The sequence below is a fragment of the Arcobacter sp. AHV-9/2010 genome, assembly GCF_004116575.1.
GTDB lineage: Bacteria > Campylobacterota > Campylobacteria > Campylobacterales > Arcobacteraceae > Aliarcobacter > Aliarcobacter skirrowii.
Genome location: NZ_PDKH01000002.1, coordinates 237,092 through 256,840, shown reverse-complemented (window position 1 = coordinate 256,840; position 19,749 = coordinate 237,092). Strand labels below are relative to the sequence as shown.

20 protein-coding genes and 2 tRNA genes are annotated in these 19,749 nt (G+C 28.6%); 9 read left to right on the top strand and 13 right to left on the bottom strand.

Annotated elements, in window-relative coordinates; genetic code table 11:
* Positions 1-9 precede the first annotated feature (9 nt).
* The 6 genes from CRU94_RS05130 (at position 10) to CRU94_RS05105 (ending at position 5,600) form a co-directional block, all read left to right on the top strand.
* Positions 10-2,124 carry a ribonucleoside triphosphate reductase gene (locus tag CRU94_RS05130; protein WP_129105735.1) on the top strand — a complete coding sequence of 705 codons (2,115 nt, stop codon included), beginning with the start codon at positions 10-12 and terminating at the stop codon, positions 2,122-2,124.
* Positions 2,102-2,266 (top strand): anaerobic ribonucleoside-triphosphate reductase, encoded by a 165-nt coding sequence (gene nrdD / locus CRU94_RS05125; RefSeq protein WP_129105734.1) that lies wholly within the window; start codon positions 2,102-2,104, stop codon positions 2,264-2,266. Before CRU94_RS05130 ends, nrdD begins: the two co-directional genes overlap by 23 nt.
* Positions 2,241-2,927 (top strand): anaerobic ribonucleoside-triphosphate reductase activating protein, encoded by a 687-nt coding sequence (locus CRU94_RS05120; protein ID WP_258237398.1) that lies wholly within the window; start codon positions 2,241-2,243, stop codon positions 2,925-2,927. The genes nrdD and CRU94_RS05120 overlap by 26 nt, the downstream gene beginning before the upstream one ends.
* A gap of 129 nt (positions 2,928-3,056) precedes the next feature.
* On the top strand, positions 3,057-3,569 hold the full coding sequence (locus CRU94_RS05115) for an LPP20 family lipoprotein (protein ID WP_129105732.1): 513 nt from the start codon (positions 3,057-3,059) through the stop codon (positions 3,567-3,569).
* A gap of 15 nt (positions 3,570-3,584) precedes the next feature.
* On the top strand, positions 3,585-4,640 hold the full coding sequence (locus CRU94_RS05110; protein ID WP_129105731.1) for a CsgG/HfaB family protein: 1,056 nt from the start codon (positions 3,585-3,587) through the stop codon (positions 4,638-4,640).
* Complete coding sequence (locus CRU94_RS05105) at positions 4,641-5,600, top strand: LPP20 family lipoprotein (RefSeq protein ID WP_129105730.1); 960 nt, start codon at positions 4,641-4,643, stop codon at positions 5,598-5,600.
* A gap of 6 nt (positions 5,601-5,606) precedes the next feature.
* Here the strand turns inward: CRU94_RS05105 and CRU94_RS05100 are convergent.
* A tRNA-Met gene (locus CRU94_RS05100) sits at positions 5,607-5,683 on the bottom strand.
* Positions 5,684-5,692: 9 nt separating this feature from the next.
* Positions 5,693-5,767, bottom strand: a tRNA-Gln gene (locus CRU94_RS05095).
* Between the two features lie 107 nt (positions 5,768-5,874).
* Between CRU94_RS05095 and CRU94_RS05090 the strand changes: the two genes are divergently transcribed.
* The gene (locus CRU94_RS05090) at positions 5,875-6,906 is read left to right on the top strand and encodes a bifunctional 3,4-dihydroxy-2-butanone 4-phosphate synthase/GTP cyclohydrolase II (RefSeq protein ID WP_129105729.1); all 1,032 of its coding nucleotides are present in this window, start codon (positions 5,875-5,877) and stop codon (positions 6,904-6,906) included.
* A gap of 60 nt (positions 6,907-6,966) precedes the next feature.
* Here CRU94_RS05090 and pckA read toward each other — a convergent pair whose 3' ends face one another.
* The 3 genes from pckA to CRU94_RS05075 form a co-directional block, all read right to left on the bottom strand.
* Complete coding sequence (pckA, locus tag CRU94_RS05085; RefSeq protein ID WP_129105728.1) at positions 6,967-8,544, bottom strand: phosphoenolpyruvate carboxykinase (ATP); 1,578 nt, start codon at positions 8,542-8,544, stop codon at positions 6,967-6,969.
* A gap of 63 nt (positions 8,545-8,607) precedes the next feature.
* Positions 8,608-10,416 (bottom strand): biotin/lipoyl-containing protein, encoded by a 1,809-nt coding sequence (locus CRU94_RS05080; protein ID WP_129105727.1) that lies wholly within the window; start codon positions 10,414-10,416, stop codon positions 8,608-8,610.
* A 6-nt stretch (positions 10,417-10,422) separates the two neighbouring features.
* Entirely contained in the window at positions 10,423-10,674 is a 252-nt protein-coding gene (locus CRU94_RS05075) for a hypothetical protein (protein WP_129105726.1), read from the bottom strand.
* A 149-nt stretch (positions 10,675-10,823) separates the two neighbouring features.
* Here CRU94_RS05075 and CRU94_RS05070 point away from each other — a divergent pair, with 149 nt between their 5' ends.
* Positions 10,824-11,480 carry a S24 family peptidase gene (locus CRU94_RS05070; protein ID WP_129105725.1) on the top strand — a complete coding sequence of 219 codons (657 nt, stop codon included), beginning with the start codon at positions 10,824-10,826 and terminating at the stop codon, positions 11,478-11,480.
* On the opposite strand, the gene CRU94_RS05065 is transcribed toward CRU94_RS05070, so the two are convergent.
* Genes CRU94_RS05065 through mobB form a run of 5 tightly spaced genes read right to left on the bottom strand, consistent with a single transcriptional unit; the run spans position 11,477 to position 15,995 of the window.
* The gene (locus CRU94_RS05065; protein WP_129105724.1) at positions 11,477-12,481 is read right to left on the bottom strand and encodes a peptidoglycan synthetase; all 1,005 of its coding nucleotides are present in this window, start codon (positions 12,479-12,481) and stop codon (positions 11,477-11,479) included. The genes CRU94_RS05070 and CRU94_RS05065 overlap by 4 nt on opposite strands.
* Positions 12,481-14,448, bottom strand: a complete 1,968-nt coding sequence (metG, locus tag CRU94_RS05060; protein ID WP_129105723.1) for a methionine--tRNA ligase — start codon at positions 14,446-14,448, stop codon at positions 12,481-12,483. Before metG ends, CRU94_RS05065 begins: the two co-directional genes overlap by 1 nt.
* A 13-nt stretch (positions 14,449-14,461) precedes the next feature.
* Positions 14,462-14,662 (bottom strand): hypothetical protein, encoded by a 201-nt coding sequence (locus CRU94_RS05055; RefSeq protein ID WP_129105722.1) that lies wholly within the window; start codon positions 14,660-14,662, stop codon positions 14,462-14,464.
* Complete coding sequence (locus tag CRU94_RS05050) at positions 14,655-15,497, bottom strand: class 1 fructose-bisphosphatase (protein WP_129105721.1); 843 nt, start codon at positions 15,495-15,497, stop codon at positions 14,655-14,657. Before CRU94_RS05050 ends, CRU94_RS05055 begins: the two co-directional genes overlap by 8 nt.
* Positions 15,498-15,995: a molybdopterin-guanine dinucleotide biosynthesis protein B gene (gene mobB / locus CRU94_RS05045; RefSeq protein ID WP_129105720.1), complete on the bottom strand. Its 498-nt coding sequence runs from the start codon at positions 15,993-15,995 to the stop codon at positions 15,498-15,500.
* An 87-nt stretch (positions 15,996-16,082) separates the two neighbouring features.
* Here mobB and CRU94_RS05040 point away from each other — a divergent pair, with 87 nt between their 5' ends.
* On the top strand, positions 16,083-16,559 hold the full coding sequence (locus CRU94_RS05040; RefSeq protein WP_129105719.1) for a hypothetical protein: 477 nt from the start codon (positions 16,083-16,085) through the stop codon (positions 16,557-16,559).
* On the opposite strand, the gene CRU94_RS05035 is transcribed toward CRU94_RS05040, so the two are convergent.
* The 3 genes from CRU94_RS05035 to gltX are packed head-to-tail and all read right to left on the bottom strand — an operon-like array spanning position 16,528 to position 19,749.
* Positions 16,528-18,174 (bottom strand): lytic transglycosylase domain-containing protein, encoded by a 1,647-nt coding sequence (locus CRU94_RS05035; RefSeq protein WP_129105718.1) that lies wholly within the window; start codon positions 18,172-18,174, stop codon positions 16,528-16,530. The genes CRU94_RS05040 and CRU94_RS05035 overlap by 32 nt on opposite strands.
* 1 nt (position 18,175) lies before the next feature.
* Complete coding sequence (locus tag CRU94_RS05030) at positions 18,176-18,451, bottom strand: YggT family protein (RefSeq protein ID WP_066351304.1); 276 nt, start codon at positions 18,449-18,451, stop codon at positions 18,176-18,178.
* Positions 18,448-19,749 (bottom strand): glutamate--tRNA ligase, encoded by a 1,302-nt coding sequence (gene gltX, locus CRU94_RS05025; protein WP_129105717.1) that lies wholly within the window; start codon positions 19,747-19,749, stop codon positions 18,448-18,450. Before gltX ends, CRU94_RS05030 begins: the two co-directional genes overlap by 4 nt.

The following is a 19,749-nucleotide window of genomic DNA, read 5'->3' as shown; positions in this document are numbered from 1 at the left end:
GGAGTTTGAATGATAGAATATATTATAAAAAGAGATGGCAAAAAAGAGTATTTTGAAGCATTTAAAATTGAAGATGCTATTAAAAAAGCATTTAAAAGTGTAAATATATCTTATGATAAATCAATATTTTTATCAGTTTTATTTGAAATAGAATCAAAAAATATAAAAGTTGTTGAAGATATTCAAGATTTAATAGAAAAAGAGCTTTATAAATCAAACTATTTTGATGTTATGAAATCTTTTATGCTCTATAGACATCTTCACAAAATTCAAAGAGAGCAGATTTTAGGGCTTTGTGATGATACAACTTATGTAAACTCAACTCAAACTATAGAAGAGTATATAAATGGCGAGGATTGGAGAATAAAAGCAAACTCAAATACAGGATACTCTCATGCTGGACTTATAAATAATAGTGCTGGAAAATTAATAGCAAACTATTGGCTTGATAAAATATATACAAAAGAGCAAGGCTATGCTCATAGAAATGCTGATATTCATATTCATGATTTAGATTGTCTAAGTGCTTATTGTGCTGGATGGAGTTTGAGAGTTTTGCTTGATGAGGGTTTTAATGAAGTTCGAGGAAGAGTTGAAAGCAAAGCTCCAAATCATTTTAGAGAAGCTTTAGGACAGATGGCAAATTTTTTAGGAATACTTCAAAGTGAGTGGGCAGGAGCTCAAGCTTTTAGCTCTTTTGATACATATTTAGCACCTTATGTTTTTAAAGATAAACTTGAATATAAAGAGATAAAAAAAGCTATTAGAAGCTTTGTTTATAATCTAAATGTTCCAGCAAGGTGGGGACAAAGCCCATTTACGAATATAACTATTGATTGGACGGTTCCAGAAGATTTAAAAGATCAAATTCCAACAAAAAATCAAGAGCATCTATTTAAAGATTTAAAAGATGAAGAGCTTTTAAAAGAGGCAAAAAGTAGGGGAGCTAATAGCTTTGTTGATATGACTTACAAATATTTTCAAAAAGAGATGAATATTATAAACAGAGCCTACTATGAAATTATGACGCAAGGTGATAAAACGGGACAACCATTTACATTTCCAATACCAACTGTAAATATCACTGAAGATTTTGATTGGGATGGTGAAAATACAGATATCTTATTTGAAAATACAGCAAAAATAGGGAGTAGTTATTTTCAAAATTTTATTGGAAGTCAATATAAAAAAGATATAAATGGAAAATTAATTCCAAACGAAGAGGCTTATAAACCAGGACATGTAAGAAGTATGTGCTGCAGACTTCAACTTGATTTAAGAGAGCTTTTAAAACGAGGTGGAGGGCTTTTTGGAAGTGCTGAGATGACTGGAAGCATTGGGGTAGTTACAATTAATATGGCAAGACTTGGATACTTATACAAAAATGATATAAAAGGGCTTTTTAATAGAATAGAAGAGCTTATGGATTTAGCAAAAGATAGCTTAGAGAGAAAAAGAGTTTTTGTGCAAGAGATGTATGATAGAGGTCTTTATCCTTATACAAAAAGATATTTATCTCACTTTAATAACCACTTTTCAACTATTGGTGTAAATGGTATGAATGAGATGTTAAAAAATCTTTTTGATGAAAGCGTTGATTTATCAACACAAAAAGGTATAGATTTCACTATTAAATTATTAGATTTTATGAGAGCAAAAATGGTTGAATACCAAGAAAGAACAGGAAATTTATACAATCTTGAAGCAACACCTGCAGAAGGTACAACATATAGATTTGCAAAAGAGGATATAAAAAGGTATCCAAATATTATTCAAGCTGGAATTGAAAAAAATATCTACTATACAAACTCATCTCAACTTCCAGTTGATTATACAGATGATCCATTTGAAGCTTTGAGTTTACAAGATGATTTACAGTGTAAATATACAGGTGGAACAGTGTTGCACTTGTATATGAAAGAGAAAATTTCAAATGCAGAGGCTTGTAAAAAACTAGTAAAAAATGTAATCTCTAATTTTAGATTGCCATATATTACTATTACACCTCTTTTTTCAGTTTGTCCAATTCATGGATATTTAAATGGTGAATATGAGTATTGCCCAAAATGTGATGATGAAATTTTAAAAAAGGAGCTAGAAGATGGAAAAAACAAAATTGCTTGAGAAAAATATGGAAAAAAGAAGTAAGTGTATAGTATATACTAGAGTTATGGGTTACCATAGACCAGTTGAAAGTTTTAATATAGGAAAAAAAGGTGAGCATAGACAAAGAAAAGAGTTTGTTGAACCAAAAAATTATTTATGATTTTACAAAATTTACAACAACAGATTACACAAATGAACTATCTTGTGTAGTTTGGTTTTGCTCTTGTAATCTAAGATGTAGTTATTGTTATAATGATAACATAGTTAAAAGCAAACAAGGAAAATACTCTTCAAATGATATTTTAAAGTTTTTAAGCCATAGAATAGGGCTTTTAAGCGCTGTTGTACTATCAGGAGGAGAGGCTTTGATGTATGATTTAGTTCTATTTTGTAAAGAGATAAAAAAGATGGGATTTAAAATAAAATTAGATACAAATGCAACATATCCAAAGAGATTAAAAGAGCTAATCTCTTTAAATCTTATTGATTTTGTATCAATAGATTTTAAAGCACCCAAGAGTAAATATAAATTTGTAACAAAAAAAGATAGCTATGAAAAAACTATAGAGAGTATTAAGTATCTAATAGATATAAACTTCCCTTTTGAGTTAAGAACTACTGTAAATACGAATCTTTTAGATGAAAATGATATAAACGAAATTATAGAAACTATTTATTGTATAGGTTATAATAATATTTATTATATACAAAATTTCTTGCAAACCAAATCAAATCTTGGAAATATAACTCAAAATAGAGATTTAAACAGAGATTTAATCAAAAAAGATAGCTTAAAAGTAGAGTTTAGGAATAGTTTTTAATATAAAATATGTGTAAAAGTGGATTAAATTTTATCCAAAATAAAAGTGAAATAAATAAATAAGTTTTTTTAATATTATATTAAGTCAATTTCAAAGATAATCAAAGTCAAATTTTTATTAGGAGAAGTTATGAAACTTACAAAAGTTATTTTACCAGTGGCTGCAGCTGCATTGTTGTTTGTTGGATGTGGTTCAAAAGACCCTGAGGCAAATTTAGCGCCTGAAGAGTGTATTGTTAGCAATTTAAAAGCACCTCTATGGGTTTGTGGAAACTTAGATAGTTTAAGCAAAGGTGATAAAAAATATGCGAGTGCTTCTGCTCCTTTGTCAAAACTTGGAAGAGAGTTTACAAGAAAACAAGCATTAGCAAAAGCTAGAGCAAATATGGCGGATGATTTAAAATCTGATGTAATTTCACAAGTTCAAGAAGAAGCAAGTGAGAGACAAATAGATGATAATGTTACTGTAAATAGAGTTTCAGAACAAGCTATTAGACAGATTGCAAGTTTAACACTAAAAGGTACATCGCAAGTTAGTTCTTGGGAAGATACAGTTGCAAAAGATTTGTATGTTTTAATTGCTATTCCAAAAGCAAATATTGATGATGAAATTAACAAAGCATTTGATAGTGTTTCAAGATAAGGAAATTAAAAATCTATGAGAAACTTACTATTATTAATTGCTTTTGCATTTTTATTTGCTGGATGTAGCCAAAAAGTTTTAATTGAGACTACAAAACCAGCAAAACTTGATAGAGCAGCATCTAAAAAGAAGATTGCTGTTATGGATTTCAATAAAGATACAGTTCATTTAGGTGGAAAAATAGAGTCTGCTTTAAATGGCACTATGGTAAACAATGAGCAATTTTTTACTATTGTAAATAGAAATGCTATTGATACAATTTTAAAAGAGCAAAAATTTCAATACTCTGGACTTGCTAGCACTAAAGACAATGTAAAAATAGGGGAACTTTTAGGTGCTCAAGCACTTATTATTGGAAAAGTAAATACAGGTGAAAATGAAAGTTATGTAAGAGAACAAAGAACTAGATGTTCTTATACGGATAGCAAAGGTAAATGTATGGGTTATACAACTTACTATGTTACTTGTAATCTATACAAATACTCTTTAGGTGCAAACTTATCTATGGTTGATGTTGAAAGAGGAGATTTAATCTACTCAAATAACTATATTAAATCAAAAGATTATAAAGAGTGTCCTCAAGAGAGTGATATTGTAAGTTTAGGTCTTAGTTTACTTGAAGATAAAAGACCTGAAAAAAATGTTGTTTATGACAGAATGGCAAATGAGATAGTTAATGAGTTTTTACCAAATATTGCTCCAACAACTCATAAATTCTATGTTGTAGTTTTAGATAGTCCAGAAATTAGTTATACAAAAGAGCAAACAGTTAAACTTGAAGCTGCTTTGGAATATTTAAAGCATAGTAGAACTGATAGAGCTGAAGAGATTTTAAGTGATTTATTAACATCAACAAATGATAAATGTTTTGTTGCAGCATATGATCTTGGTATTATAAAAGAGGCTAAAGGTGAATTTCAAAATGCAAAACAGCTTTATGATTTAGCTGATAGATTAACTCTAAAACCAAATAAAACTATAAATGAAGCAATGGTTAGAATCAATGAAGCGATTAATGATCAAAATAGATTAAATAATCAAGCTTCAAAAACAAAAGGTAAGAAAAAATAGATGAAAAAGTCAATTATTCTTTTAATAATTGCACTATTTTTAGTTTCTTGTTCAAAAACAAATCCACAGCCTCAACAAGAGGCTATGGGATACCCAAATTGGTACTTAAATCCTACACCAAATGGTATGATATATCTTTATGGAGTGGGTGAGGGTAGAAATTTGAATGAAGCTACAAAAAGTGCTTTGGAAAATCTCTCTTCGAGACTTTTAGTTACAGTAAAATCAAATACAACAATATCAGAAAAATCATATAGAGACTTTAGAGAATACGCAAGTAGTACTACAACTTCTGAAATAAATAGCCAAACAGCAGAGCTTGGATTAAAAAATTATAAAGTTGATTATAGTGTTTATTATGGTGGAAAAAATTTAGTACAAGTAAGTATCAAAAGAGATGATTTGATTCAAACTCTAAAAAATGACATTGAAGCACTATATAGTGAACTTGATTTTGTAAAAAAACAGTCTGATGATACTTTAAATTTATATTTAAAAGAGCAAGAGCTTTTAGATAAGTTTTATGTAAGCTCAAATAAAGCTCAAGTACTTGATTCATTAGGATATGATAGTAAGTTTATTTCAAAAACAAACTCTCTAAGAAATGAAGTAAATAACTTGAAAAATAGAACAACTTTCTATATAAGCTCAGATTTTGAGTCTTCAAAGTATAAAAATATATTTAAAGATAGTCTTATAAAAAGAGGATTTAAAGTTTTAAATAGTGGTGGGCTTTATGAGTTAAATCTAAGCTCAGAAGTTTCAAGAAAATCTCCACAAGGATTTTATATAGTTGAAAATATATTAAGTGCAACTTTACTTGATTCTAGTAAACATGAAGTTAAAACAAATGTTATTGAGTTGAAGGGTGCTAGTTCAAGAAATTATGAAGATGCAGGATTAAACTCTATTAAAGAGTTAAAAGAGCTTCAAGAAGAAGATAATATACTACCATTTTAAGCTTGTTGGTTGCGGAAACAGGATTTGAACCTGTGACCTTCGGGTTATGAGCCCGACGAGCTACCTAGCTGCTCTATTCCGCGATTTAAAAGTGGATGGGGTAGAAGGATTCGAACCTTCGAATGACGGTACCAAAAACCGTTGCCTTACCGCTTGGCGATACCCCAAGAAGAGTCGAAATTGTACCAAAAAATAGATGTTATGTCAAGTTTTTATATTAGATTTTACTTATTTTGATATAATTTGCAAAAATTTAAATTAAGAGAAAAATATTATGAATGCAATAACAAGAGTAAAAGAAGCAATTGAAGAGATTAAAAAAGGCAATATGGTAATTATGCTTGATGATGAAGATAGAGAAAATGAGGGAGATTTGGTATATTCAGCAGCCCTAAGCACACCTGAACTTGTAAACTTTATGGTAACTCACGCAAAGGGTTTAGTTTGTGTGAGTGTTCCTTTTGAAACAGCTAAACGACTTGAACTAAATCCAATGGTAACATCAAACACATCATCTTATGAGACAGCATTTACAGTATCTGTTGATGATGCAAATGCAGCAACAGGAATTAGTGCAATTGAAAGAGATAATACAATAAAAATTTTAGCAAATCCAATATCAAAAGCTACAGAACTTGTAAGACCAGGTCATATATTTCCACTTATTGCAAAAGATGGTGGAGTATTAGTTCGAACTGGACATACTGAAGGAAGTGTTGATTTATGTAAATTAGCTGGACTTAAGGGCGAAGCTGTTATTTGTGAAATTTTAAAAGAAGATGGAACAATGGCAAGACGAGATGATTTAGATATTTTTGCAGCAAAACACAATTTAAAACAGATTTATATATCTGATTTAGTTGAGTATAGACTTGCAAACGAAACTTTAGTTTGTGAAGTTTCTAGCTCAAATATTGAGTTTTTTGGAAAGAGTGCTATTAAAAAAGAGTTTAAAGATCATTTAGAAAATATTCACACAGTTATTCTTTTTGGAGAGCAAGAGGATATAAATCATGTAAAATTTCATACAATAAGACCTGATATTAAAATATTTTTAAATGACCATAAATTAAACTCTATGTTAAAAACTATCAACTTTTTACAAAGCAAAGGTGGAGTTTTGATATTTTTAAATAACTCAAATAAAAATCAAGAGCTAGAAAAAAATTATGGAATAGGGGCTCAAATATTAAACTCATTAAAAATTAAGAAGATTAAACTTATGACAAGTGGTGGGAAACACTCTTTTATAGGACTTCAAGGATTTGGTTTAGAGATTTTAGAAGAGATTCAAATAGAGGGATAAAAAACCCTTCTATTTTATATTTTTATTGATAAAGAGGTTTATAAACCTCTTTATTTTTTATTATAACTGTGGTCCAGCAGCTGTAAAATCATACTCACTTTCAAGTGTTAAATACTTTTTAAAGTTTTCAATATACATCTCTGCTAGTTTTTTCTTAGCTTTATCATACTCTAATGGATCTGACCATGTATATCTTGGAGTTAACACATGAGTATCTACACCTTTTAGAGTTTTTGGAATTTGTAAATTAAATATAGTCATATTTTGGAACTCAGAGTCATTTATAGAACCATCTAAAATAGCATTAATACAAGCTCTAGTGTTTTTTATACTCATTCTTTTTCCAACACCATAAGGACCACCTGTCCAACCTGTATTTACTAAATATACATTTACATTGTGCTCATCTATCTTTTTACCTAAAAGTTCAGCATAAACTGTAGGATTTAAAGGCAAGAAAGCTTCCCCAAAACATGAAGAGAATGTTGCGATTGGCTCAGTAATTCCTCTTTCAGTTCCAGCTACTTTTGCAGTATAACCACTTAAAAAGTAGTACATAGCTTGTTGTTTATCAAGTTTTGCAACTGGAGGTAAAACACCAAAAGCATCAGCGCATAAGAATATAATATTTTTTGGATGACCACCTCTCATTGTTGGAGCATGATTTTCAATATGTTCAATTGGATAAGAAACTCTAGTATTTTCAGTTTTTGATTTATCAGAGTAATCTACAACTCCATTCTCATCTGCAACTACATTTTCTAAAATAGCACCTTTTTTAATAGCACCAAAAATTTCAGGCTCACTATCAGGATCAAGATTGATTACTTTTGCGTAACAACCACCTTCAAAGTTAAATACACCTTTATCATCCCAACCATGCTCATCATCACCAATTAAAGCTCTATTTGGATCTGTTGAAAGTGTAGTTTTTCCTGTTCCACTAAGTCCAAAAAATAGTGCAGTATCACCATCTTTTCCAATATTAGCAGAACAGTGCATTGGAAGTTTACCTTCTAATGGAAGCCAGTAGTTCATCATAGAGAACACACCTTTTTTCATCTCACCAGCGTACCAAGTACCACCAATAATAGCTTGATTCTCTTCTACATTAAATATTACATAAACTTCAGAGTGTAAACCATGGCTAACATAAGACATATCTACTGTTTTACATGCATTATAGATTGTAAAATCAGGTTTAAAATTTTCAAGCTCCTCTTTTGTAGGAAGAATAAACATATTTTGAATAAAATGGGCTTGCCAAGCAACTTCAGTTACAAATCTAACAGCTCTTCTTGAATCCAAAGATGAACCACAGTAAACATCTGTTATGAAAATATCTTTATTGCTAAGTTGTTTTTTTGAAATTTTTAACAAATCTTCATATACATCTTTAGAAACTTTTCTATTAATATCTCCCCAAGCTATATATTTATTTGATGGGTCTTGATTAACAAAAAATTTATCTTTTGGACTTCTACCAGTAAAAATACCCGTATCAATCATCAAAGCACCAGTTGAAGATATTTTAGCACCCTCATTTTTAAGCGCAAAATCAATTAAAAAATCAATATCTGAATTCCTAAATATAGTACCAACGTTTTCTAAACCTAATGAGTCTTTAATATTAGACATAACTTATATTCCTATTCTAATTTTTAATGAGAAATTTTATCCAAAAAAAGATAAAACTTTCTTTTATGCTATAACCGCTAAAACTTGACCTTCATCAACCGCTTTTGATGGTTCTGTAAGGATTTTACTAATAGTTCCATTTGCAGTTGCAACAACATCGATTTCCATTTTCATAGCCTCTAAAATCATTATTTGTTGATCTTTTTGAACTACATCTCCCTCTTTTACAAGAATTTTCCATACATTACCATTTACAGGTGCTGTAACTTCATTTCCAGAATAAGCAGGTTTTGAAGCTACTACTGGAGCTGCTTGAACAGCTTGTTGTTGAACAACAGGCTGAGCTACTTGAATGTTTTGAACATTGCCATCAAAAACAGATACATTAAATCTTTGACCATCTACAACAACCGTATAGTTACCATTTGACATCTTTTCTCCTTTATTACTAGATTCATCTTTTGTTGAATTTTTTCTAACATTTAAAGGAGCCTCTCCTTTTAAATATGTAATACCTTTTTCATCACAAGCAGCAGCAATAAAGATATTCTCTTCAGTAGTCTCTATTCCCTCAATCTCTAATCTTTGTTTCCAAACGCTAACTCTTTTTTTAGGATCAGCATCTGCAATATCCAAAGGATTAGTTGTTGTTGGTTCTAGTTTTAATTTTTCGCTTGCTAATTTAATAATCTCAGGATCAGCAGGAACTGGAGTTTTTCCAAAATATCCTAAAACCATTCTTCCATATCCAGGAGCTATTTGTTTCCAAGGTCCAAACATAACATTAGCATATGCTTGTTGCCAATAAAATTGAGATACAGGAGTTACGCTTGTTCCAAATCCACCTTTTACAACAACTTCTTGCATAGCTTTAATAACTTCAGGGAATTTATCAAGCGTTCCATTGTCTCTCATCATTTGAGTATTTGCAGTTAGTGCACCACCTGGCATTGGTGAAAATGGAATAAGAGGTGAAACTTGAGTAGCTTCTGGTGGTAAAAAGTAATCTTTTAAACAATCTGCAAGTACTTCTTCATATTTTAAAATCTTATCAATTTCTAAGCCACCTAAATCATAATTCATACCCTTAGTTGCATGAAGCATTGTAAGAATATCAGGTTGGCTTGTTCCTCCACTTACTGGCGATGCTGCTAAATCAATACCATCAGCTCCAGCTTCAAGTGCAGCAAGATAACATGCAACAGAAACACCAGCTGTTTCGTGAGTATGAAGTCTAATATGAGTAGAATCACCTAAAAGTTTTCTAGCCATTTTAATAGTTTCAAAAATTTTATTAGGACTACTTGTTCCACTTGCATCTTTAAAACAAATAGAGTCAAATGGTAAACCACTATCAAGTATATTTCTTAGAGTCTTTTCATAAAAAGGAACATCATGAGCACCTGTGCAGTTTGGTGGTAAATCCATAAGTGTTACAACAGCCTCATGTTTTAATCCATGATTTTTAATACATTGAGCACTATATTCAAGGTTTTGAACATCATTTAATGCATCAAAATTTCTAATAGTTGTAGTTCCATGTTTTGCAAAAAGTTTTGCATGAAGGTCAATTAACTCTCTACTTCCAGTATCAAGCATAACTGTATTTATACCACGAGCAAGAGTTTGAAGATTTGCATCTGGACCTACAATGGCTCTAAATTTATCCATCATATCAAATGCATTTTCATTTAGATAAAAAAACAGAGATTGAAATCTAGCTCCTCCACCAAATTCAAAATGATTAATTCCAGCATCCTTTGCAGCTTCAACAGCTGGAAAGAAATCATTCATTAAAACTCTTCCTCCAAAAACAGATTGAAATCCATCTCTGAAAGTTGTATCCATAATATCTATGTATTTTTTTGCCATTAAATTCTAACCTTTATTATTGTGATGTTTTATTGCAGCTACAATAGCGGCTACTTTTTTCGAATCAATTCCATAAGAGTTTTGTGGAATTTGTGAGATTACATTGTTGTAGACTATATTTTGAGGAGCAATAGTTTTTGGTTTTGGGAAAAACTCAACAAAAGTTACACCTTTTGCTTTTAATAAGAATCCAATAATTAATAAAGAAGTAGAAATTATCCCCATAATTATAAAAAAGCCTTCAATCAAGGTTATCATGTTGTCTCCCAATGAATTAAAATTAAAACGAAATGATATATAAATTAAGCTTTATATATAGTTACAAAAAGTACAAAATTCTAAAAAAGTGTATTGAAAAATCTAACATTTTGTAATATAATGCCAAAATCATTTCAAAAAGGAATAAAATGTTTAATATAGAAGATATCATTCTAAAATTAAAATCAATACTTATAGAAGATAGCAAAGGTAAAAAGATTTTTGATAAAGAGGTAGCTGAAGCTTTAGATTTAACTCAAGCAAACTTTGCAACTATGAAAAATAGAGGAAAAATTCCATATTCAAATATCTTGAATTTTTGTGCAAAAAGAAAGATATCAATAAATTGGCTTTTATATAATCAAAGTCCAAACTCTTTAATAGATAGCACTGATAGATATTTTGTTAAATATTATCCAAGTATTAGAGTAAGTGCTGGAGGGGGAGCTTATGAGGATGAAGATTCATTTGAAAGTTTAGAACTTCCTACATATTTTTTAGATATGTTAGGCGGGGAAGATAAACTTAAAAATATAGATGCTATAAATGTAGTTGGAGATTCAATGGAGCCAACTTTAAACTCAAATAATATTATTTTTATTGATAAAACAAAAAATGATATTAGTAAAGATGGAATATATGCTTTTACTACTCCTTATGGTCTTTTTGTAAAAAGAGTTCAAAAAAGAGTTGATGGAAAGCTTGATATTATTTCAGATAATAAAGATTATCCAATTCAAATTTTAGATAAAAATGATATAACAATTTTAGGAAAAGTTATTAGTAGCTTCGGAAAAGTTTATTAAAACAAAGATGGTATGTTTTTTGATTTTGAAAAATAATCAAAAACATCACTATCTTTAAAACCAACTATATAAGCACAATTAAATAGATTTTTATTTAAAACACTCTTTAGCTCATCTATTGAGTTAATAATAATTTGTTCTTTTTCATCTAAAAAATCCAATTTTTTATTAGTAATATATATTGTTTTTGCATATTTATAATACTCTTTTATAAACTTTATCTCATACTCAACCAAAGATATATCATCTTGAGAAATTAAAAAAGTATCACTTTTTCCAAACTCAATTACTTTTAGATTTTTATCTAAAAATAGAGCTTTTAAGTTCTTAAAATTACTAAGTTTTGATAAATCTAAATCAATATCTTTAAAAAATTCTAAACAGTTTATTAAGCTTTTTATATACAAAGCTGCAATTTTAACTCTTGAAAAATATCTATTTTTATATGAAAAACTTAGCTCAAATAGTGAATGAATAGTTAAATTTTTTATAGATAATTTATCAATATCTTTTTCAAAGATGTTAAATTGGCTAAAAATAGTATTTAAGACTCTTTCATTTTTTGAAATTACAATACTATCATCATCTATAATATCTATAAATTTAAAGATTTTTTCTAAACTGTTTGGAAGTATAAATATTTGTCTATTAAATATATTTCCAAATAGTGATTTTAGAAGCTCATAACTAATTGTATTGCACAAAAATGCATCAACTTTTTTATTTGCAAGTTTAAATCTAAATATTTTTAAAATAGCTAACTCTAAGCTAGATACTTTTATAAATGCAACTTCAGAATCAATAGCTTGAAAATCTTCTTCAAAAATAATAGCATAGGCTCCATTTTCAATTGCAATTTTAATAGAGTCAAAATCTTTTGCTATAAATAAATCAGCAGTCTTTACCTTTGAAGCATCAGTTTTTATACTATTTATAGAAGATATAGCTACTTTATTTAAAAGTTTTCCATCAACTATATCTATTATTGAAGAGATTTTCACTAGCTTATTTTAGTTCCAATTTTTTTAGGTTTTTCAGGTCTTATTAGACTTAAACCACTCTCATCTTTAGCAGCTAAAAGCATACCTTCACTTAAAAGTCCCATTAGTTTTGCAGGTTTTAAATTTGCAACAACACAAGCTTGAGTTCCTATCAACTCTTGAGCACTGTAATACTCTTTAATACCAGCAACAACTTGTCTAGGACGATTTTCACCTAAATCAACTTTAAGTTGTAGAAGTTTTGATGATTTTGGAACCTCTTGTGCTTCAATTATTGTTCCTACTTTTATTGTTGTTTCAAAGAATTTATCAATTGTTATTAGATTTATTCCATCTAAATTAAGTGGTTCTAACTCCTCTTTTGCTTCATATTTACTTTCATCTTTTTGTAAAATGGTAACATCTGAAACATCTGGTTGAGCCAATTTAACATCATCAATTCTTGGGAATAGGGCATCTATTTTTGTAATTTTAATATCATCTAAAAGCTCTTTATTTACAATTAGTTTATTAAAGTTTGATGTTGATATTTCAACTCCTAGGCAAGAAGCTATATCTTTAATTTTATGAGGCATAACACAATCTAATAGTAGGGCTGCTTTTGCCATAATATTTGATATTAATGCAACTAAAGCCATAGCTTGATCATTTTTTCCATCTTTTATTAAATTCCATGGCTCATAATCATTTATAGCTTTATTCCCAATTGTTAAAATCTTCCAAATCTCCTCAAGATATCTATTTATTTGCATATTATAGATATATTGTTCTAGTGAATCTATAATAGTATTTATCTCATCAAGCTCTTTTTTATGGAACTTTTCTACATCTTTTGAACTAACTTTAAAATCAAAATATTTTCCACTCATTCCCATAATTCTATTTAGTAAATTTCCTAAATCATTTCCTAAATCAGAGTTTATTCTATCAATTAATGCTTTTTGTGAAAAATCTCCATCTTGTCCAAAAGGAACCTCTCTTAGAAGAAAATATCTAAATGCATCTAATCCATAAGCATCTGCAACCTCTTTTGGATTTACTACATTTCCTTTTGATTTACTCATCTTCTCACCATCTCTAGTCCACCAACCGTGAGCAGCAATATGTTTTGGTAAAGGAAGTTCTAAACTCATTAAAAATGCTGGCCAATAAATAGCGTGAAATCTTAAAATATCTTTTCCAACTAAATGTATATTTGCAGGCCAAAAATTCATATTTTTTTCATCTGTTCCATATCCCAAAGCTGTTGTATAGTTTAACAAAGCATCAAGCCAAACATACATAACATGTTTTGGTTCATTCATTGATTCAGGCAGTTTAACACCCCAATCAAAAGATGTTCTAGATATTGATAGATCTTTTAAACCATTCTTTACAAAGTTTACAATCTCATTTTTTTTGGCTCTTGGTAAGATGCAATCAGGATTATCTTCATACCATTTTAAAAGTCTATCTTCATATTTAGAGAGTTTAAAAAAGTAACTCTCCTCTTTTACAACTATTGTAGCTCTTCCACACTCTGGACAAAACTGCTCATCTACAAGATTTGATTCAGTATGAAAAGTTTCACAAGGTACACAATAAAAACCTTCATACTCATCTTTATATATATCACCTTTTTCATACATTTTTAAAAATGCATGTTGTACTCCAGCTTTATGATCTTCATCTGTTGTTCTAATAAATTTATCATAAGATATGTCAAAATCATCCCAAAGTGCTCTAAATTTTCCAGATACTTCATCTGCATACTCTTTTGCCGTTTTCCCTCTAGCTTCTGCACTTTGAGCAATCTTTTGTCCATGCTCGTCAGTTCCTGTTAGTAAATATGTGTTATGACCAATTAATCTTGAGTATCTTGCTAACATATCAGCAATTATTGTTGTATAAGCGTGACCTATGTGCGCTACATCATTTACATAATAAATTGGAGTTGTAATATAAACATTTTTACAATTTTCTTGCATTTTAACCCTTTTTTTAAAATTCAAATCCACCGCTTGAGCCTTTATTCATAGACTCATAAACAGCAAGTACATATTTTTTTCTAAGTTCACAATCAAAAAACTCATTACAAGGTTTGCAAGAGTTTAAACCATTTTTATTTTGACAAGAGTTAAGAACTTTTAGAGTCTCCTCTAATCTTTGTTCCCAAATATCCAATACTTTTTCTTCAGACATTTTTTCCATAAACTTCTAAAACTCTATTTATCTCATTTTTTGAACCAAAAAAGCAAGGAGTTGTATCGTGAATATGAGAAGTTTCAACCTCTAAAACTCTTTTATATCCATCAATAGCAGCTCCTCCAGCTTTTTCATAAGCTAAAGCAAATGGGAAAACTTCAAACAGTTGTCTTAATTTTCCTTTTGGCTTATCACTAGTTCCTGGATAAGAGAAAAGTCCACCACCTTTTAATAAAATTTGGTGTAAATCTGGAACCATTCCACCGCTATATCTTAATCTATAACCATCATTAAAAATATCATCTATTAGTTTTTTATGAAACGGTGCCCAGCAGTTTTGAGTAGAACCAGGAGCATTTAATTTACCTTTTTCATTAAGTTTAATATTTTGAATAAACTTAAACTCACCATTTAAAAGTCTGTACATTTTAACATCATTTGTAGTTACAACCATCTCAACTCTTGGACCAAAAACTACATAAACAGATGCAACTATATTTTTTGCATTAAACTCATTTTTATAGATACCATAAATAGAACCAACACTTAAATTTACATCAACCAATGATGAACCATCAAGTGGATCATAAGCTATTAAATACTCTCCATCTTTATTTAAGTTTAAAATCTCATCTTGCTCTTCACTTACTATTGCTTTAATATTTGAAACTTTTGAGAAAATCTCTTCAATAATCTGATCACTTTGAATATCAAGTTTTAATTGAACATCGCCTGTGCTATTTTCGCTTTGAGATTTTCCTGTATCTCCTGTTTCTATTAAATGTTTTATTTTTATAGAAGCCTCTTGTATAGCTTTTATTATCTCTTGCATCTAAACCCTTTTTGCATTTTTATCTATCCAGTTTATTATCTCTTGCGGATTATTTAAATCTAAAATATCAAGACTTTTTGGAATATTATTTTTATTTATAGTTTCATCAATAGCAATTGCATTTGAAACACTAAAATAGCTCTCATCAAGACTATTTCTAAAAATAGATATTCTTGGAAGTTCTAAAGTTTTTAAACCTTCAACCAAAAGATAGTCAAAATCTTCAAAAATATCTATTAGTTCATCTATAGTTGAACTCTCTTTTTTAAAAATAGTTGTTTTATTTGGACTAACAACTGCAACATTAGCACCTGTTTGAGAGAATTTAAATGAGTCTTTGCCCTCTCTATCGAACATTGCTTTATCTTTTGGATCGTGTTTTATAATACACACCTTAAAATTACTATCCTGCAAAATACTTGCAACTTTTACAATAGCAGTTGTTTTACCACTATTTGATGGACCTGAAAATGCTACTACTAATCTTTTTTTATTCATAAAAGTGATTTTATCTAAATGATTGTTAAAAATATATTTTAAAGTGATTATAATGTATAATCTTTGCTTTAAAAAATAGGAAAAATTATGAAAAAAAGTCTACTTATATTTATAATCCCATTTGTTTTTGTAGCTTGTGGTGAAAAAAATAGTGCATTGAGGTTTTTTGATAAGAGTGAAAATGAGATAAATGCAATTAAAAATACAAAAAAATCTGATATTGTCTTAAGAAATGAAGTTGAAATTATATTTATAGCAACCCATTTAAATAAAGTTGATGAAAAGATAGATGATAGTGAAGATGTTTTTTTGGTTTATACATATTTTACAGCTCTTGAAGAGCAAGATTATAGAAAAAATGGCTACGAAGTTTTATTAAATGGACAAACTCCAAAAAGTGTTGAGTTTTTAGATAAAGATAGTAAAAAATATGATGAGTTTATGCTAAAAAACTCTTGGGGACAATATTTTTTGATCTCTTTTGATAATAAAGAGGAGGTTTCAAAACTAAAATTAGTTTTAAAACCAAAGACTACTGAGGCTGTTTTAAATTTTGAAAAATAGTTGATAGTGAAATTTTGTTTTCACTATTTAAGTAGTTATTATATATATAAAAATTTGCTAAAACTCTTTTTCCATACTCTTTTGTCTCTTGATATGAAATCATCTCCATGCTTAAAAAAGGTTCATACTTATTTGTTTTTGTAAATAATCCTTTTTTTAGTTGATTTTTTGTATATCCAGCTCCACCATTATACGCATAAGCCACAAATAAAGGGTTACTGTCAAACTGTTTTATTAAATTATCTAGATGAAAACTAGCATATTTTAGATTTTTTTCTGGAATAAATTGTTCATAAATATTGTATGGTTCTTTTAATCTTCTTGCAATATCTTCAGATAAAAATGGCATTATTTGCATAACTCCTTGAGCTCCAGCAACAGAGATAGCAGATGGAATAAAACGGCTCTCTTGTCTTGCTATTGCATAAATTAAAAGCTCTTTAAAGATTCCTTGCTCTTTTAAAATATCTCTATATGGAGTCAAAAAATATTGAGTTTTAAAGTTATCATATCTCTCTAAGATATATGCAAGGTGAGTTTTTGTCTCTTTTGTATCTAAAATATCATAATATTTTGCCAGTTTCTCTTCGTTTAACTCTGCTCTTACATCTTTATTAATATCAAACCAAGCAAAACTATCATAAATATTAAAACTAGAACTATTTTTATTTGTATCCAATGAATATATAATATTTGTTGGATATTTATTTAAAATCTCTTTTGCATACAAAGAGTATAAATTTGTATCATAACTATTTGCTAGTTCTTCTAAATAATTTTTATCATCACTTGTTAAATAGAGCCAAAATAGGGCATTATCTTTTTGACTTCTTAAAAATGATTTTTTATAAGATATTTTAAAAAAATTGTTTGCAAGTTTACTATTGTTATGATTTACCTCATTAATTCCAAGTAAAAATGAGTTATATGCTGTAAGATTTTGGTTTTCATTTAAAATATAGAGTGATTTTTGGATATTTTTATATTCACTATTGAAAATTACAACTCTTAAGAATTTATCAAAATCTTTGTCTAAAACAATATTTTCTAAAAGCTCTTTTTTTAATTTTCTATTAAAATATTTAAGTCTCTCTTCTTTATTTGTTGCAAAGAAAAACTCTATAAACTTACTATGTTTATTGGCTGAAAGCTCTTTAAAAATATTTTTTGAAGCTAATATTTGAAGATTTTCTTTTAAATTTTCATTTTCTACTTTTGGAATTAAATAGTGTAACTCTTTTTTTGATAGTTTAAATAGTTTGTTTACTGAATCTAAAGCGGTTTCTATACAAGAGCTATCTTGTTTTATTAAAGTTTTAAAATCTGCATTTTTACAAAATTTTTCCTCTTCGTTTAGCTCTTGTGCAAATTTTTGATTATATAATTTTTCTAAAGAGGCGTTATAACCTCTTCTTAACTCATAAGCTTTTTGTGCTTCCTCTTTTGTAGTTGTATCGTAGCTTAAAAATTGAACTATAAAAAAATCTCTCTCATTTGATTTTGGTTTATTTTCAAGCCACTCAAGAGTTACCTTGAAATCTTTTTTCATAAAATCGGCTGAAAACAGAGATGAGAATAGAGCAAAAACTAAAAATATTTTAAATACTATAGACATATCAACCTAGTAGTAATTTTTGTAAAAAAGTCTCTAAAAAGATTAATGCAAAAATTAAAATTAGAGGTGCTAAATCTAGTCCCCCAAAAGTTGTTGGAATATATTGTCTAATTTTTGCATAAACAGGTTCTGTTAATCGATAAAGCATTTGAACTATTGGATTATAAGGATCTGGTCTTACCCATGTTAAAAGTGCTGAAATAATTACAATCCACTTATATAAAAATATAATTGTAAAAAATATAGTTAAAAATGAGCCAATAAGTGCATCTATCATTTTATAATCTCTCCTAAATAGTTTTTAATAAATGGGTAAATATCTGATAAATTTGGACCATTTTCAACACCTGTTAAGATATATCTTAATGGTTTAAATAGATTTTTACCCTTAAGTCCTGTTTTTTGAACAACATAATCTTTTAAATCATCATAATTTTCAAAGTATGGTGCATTTTTTAATGCTTCTTTAATTTTTTGACACTCACTTTCAAAGCCTTCTAGTGAAGTTTTATGACTAAAAATATCATCAAGTTTTGATTTTATCTCTTTAATTGTACTTGTCTCTTCAAGGTATAGTTTTGCTAATTTTCCAATATCACTATCTGCAAATCCTAAAATTTTTGATAATCTCATCTCATCTAAGATCTCTAAATGTTTTCTATTTATGAATCTTAGTTTATCAATATCAAATTTAGCACTACTTTTTGATATATTTTCTATTTTAAACCAAGTAATTGCCTCTTCAAGAGTAAAAATCTCTGTTGGAGTCTTATTTCCAATAAGTACAAGATAGTTTGCAATAGCGCTTGGCAAAAATCCTTGCTCGATTAGCCATTTTACACTACTTGCATCATCTCTTTTGCTCATTTTTTTGCCTGTACTTGCATTTAAAATAATTGGTAAATGAACATAATCAATTTTTTTTGTATATCCTAAAGATTCTCTAATGTGTATCTGTTTTGGAGTATTTGAAACATGATCTTCTCCTCTTATAACAATACTTATATCCATTAGCATATCATCAACACTACAAGCATAGTTGTATGTTGGCGTTTTATCTTGTCTTAAAATAATAAAACTATCAACATCAAATGGTGCATAATCAAAAGAGCCTTTTAATAGATCTGTAAATTTAATATTATGATCTGGTTTTTTAAGTCTTACTGTAAAAGGTGCATTAAAATTTAAAACAGCCTCATCGCTTAAATTTTCACAAAAACCATCATATCTAAAAGGAATACCTTTTTTTATAGACTCCTCTTTTAACTCTTCAAGCTTCTCATCACTACAAAAACAAGCAAAAGCTTTTTTTTGAGTCATAAGTTGCAAAGCCATTTTTTGATGATATTTAAGATTGTCACTTTGATAAAAAACAGATTTATACTCTATTGAGAATAGATTTAAAATCTCTAAAATCTCTTTATCTTTTCCCTCAATATTTCTCTCTTTATCAGTATCTTCAATTCTAATTATTAAACCTTCATCTCTTTGTTTTGATACTATATAGTTAAAAATTGCAACTCGCAAATTTCCTATATGCATATCTCCTGTTGGGCTTGGTGCAAATCTTAGCAT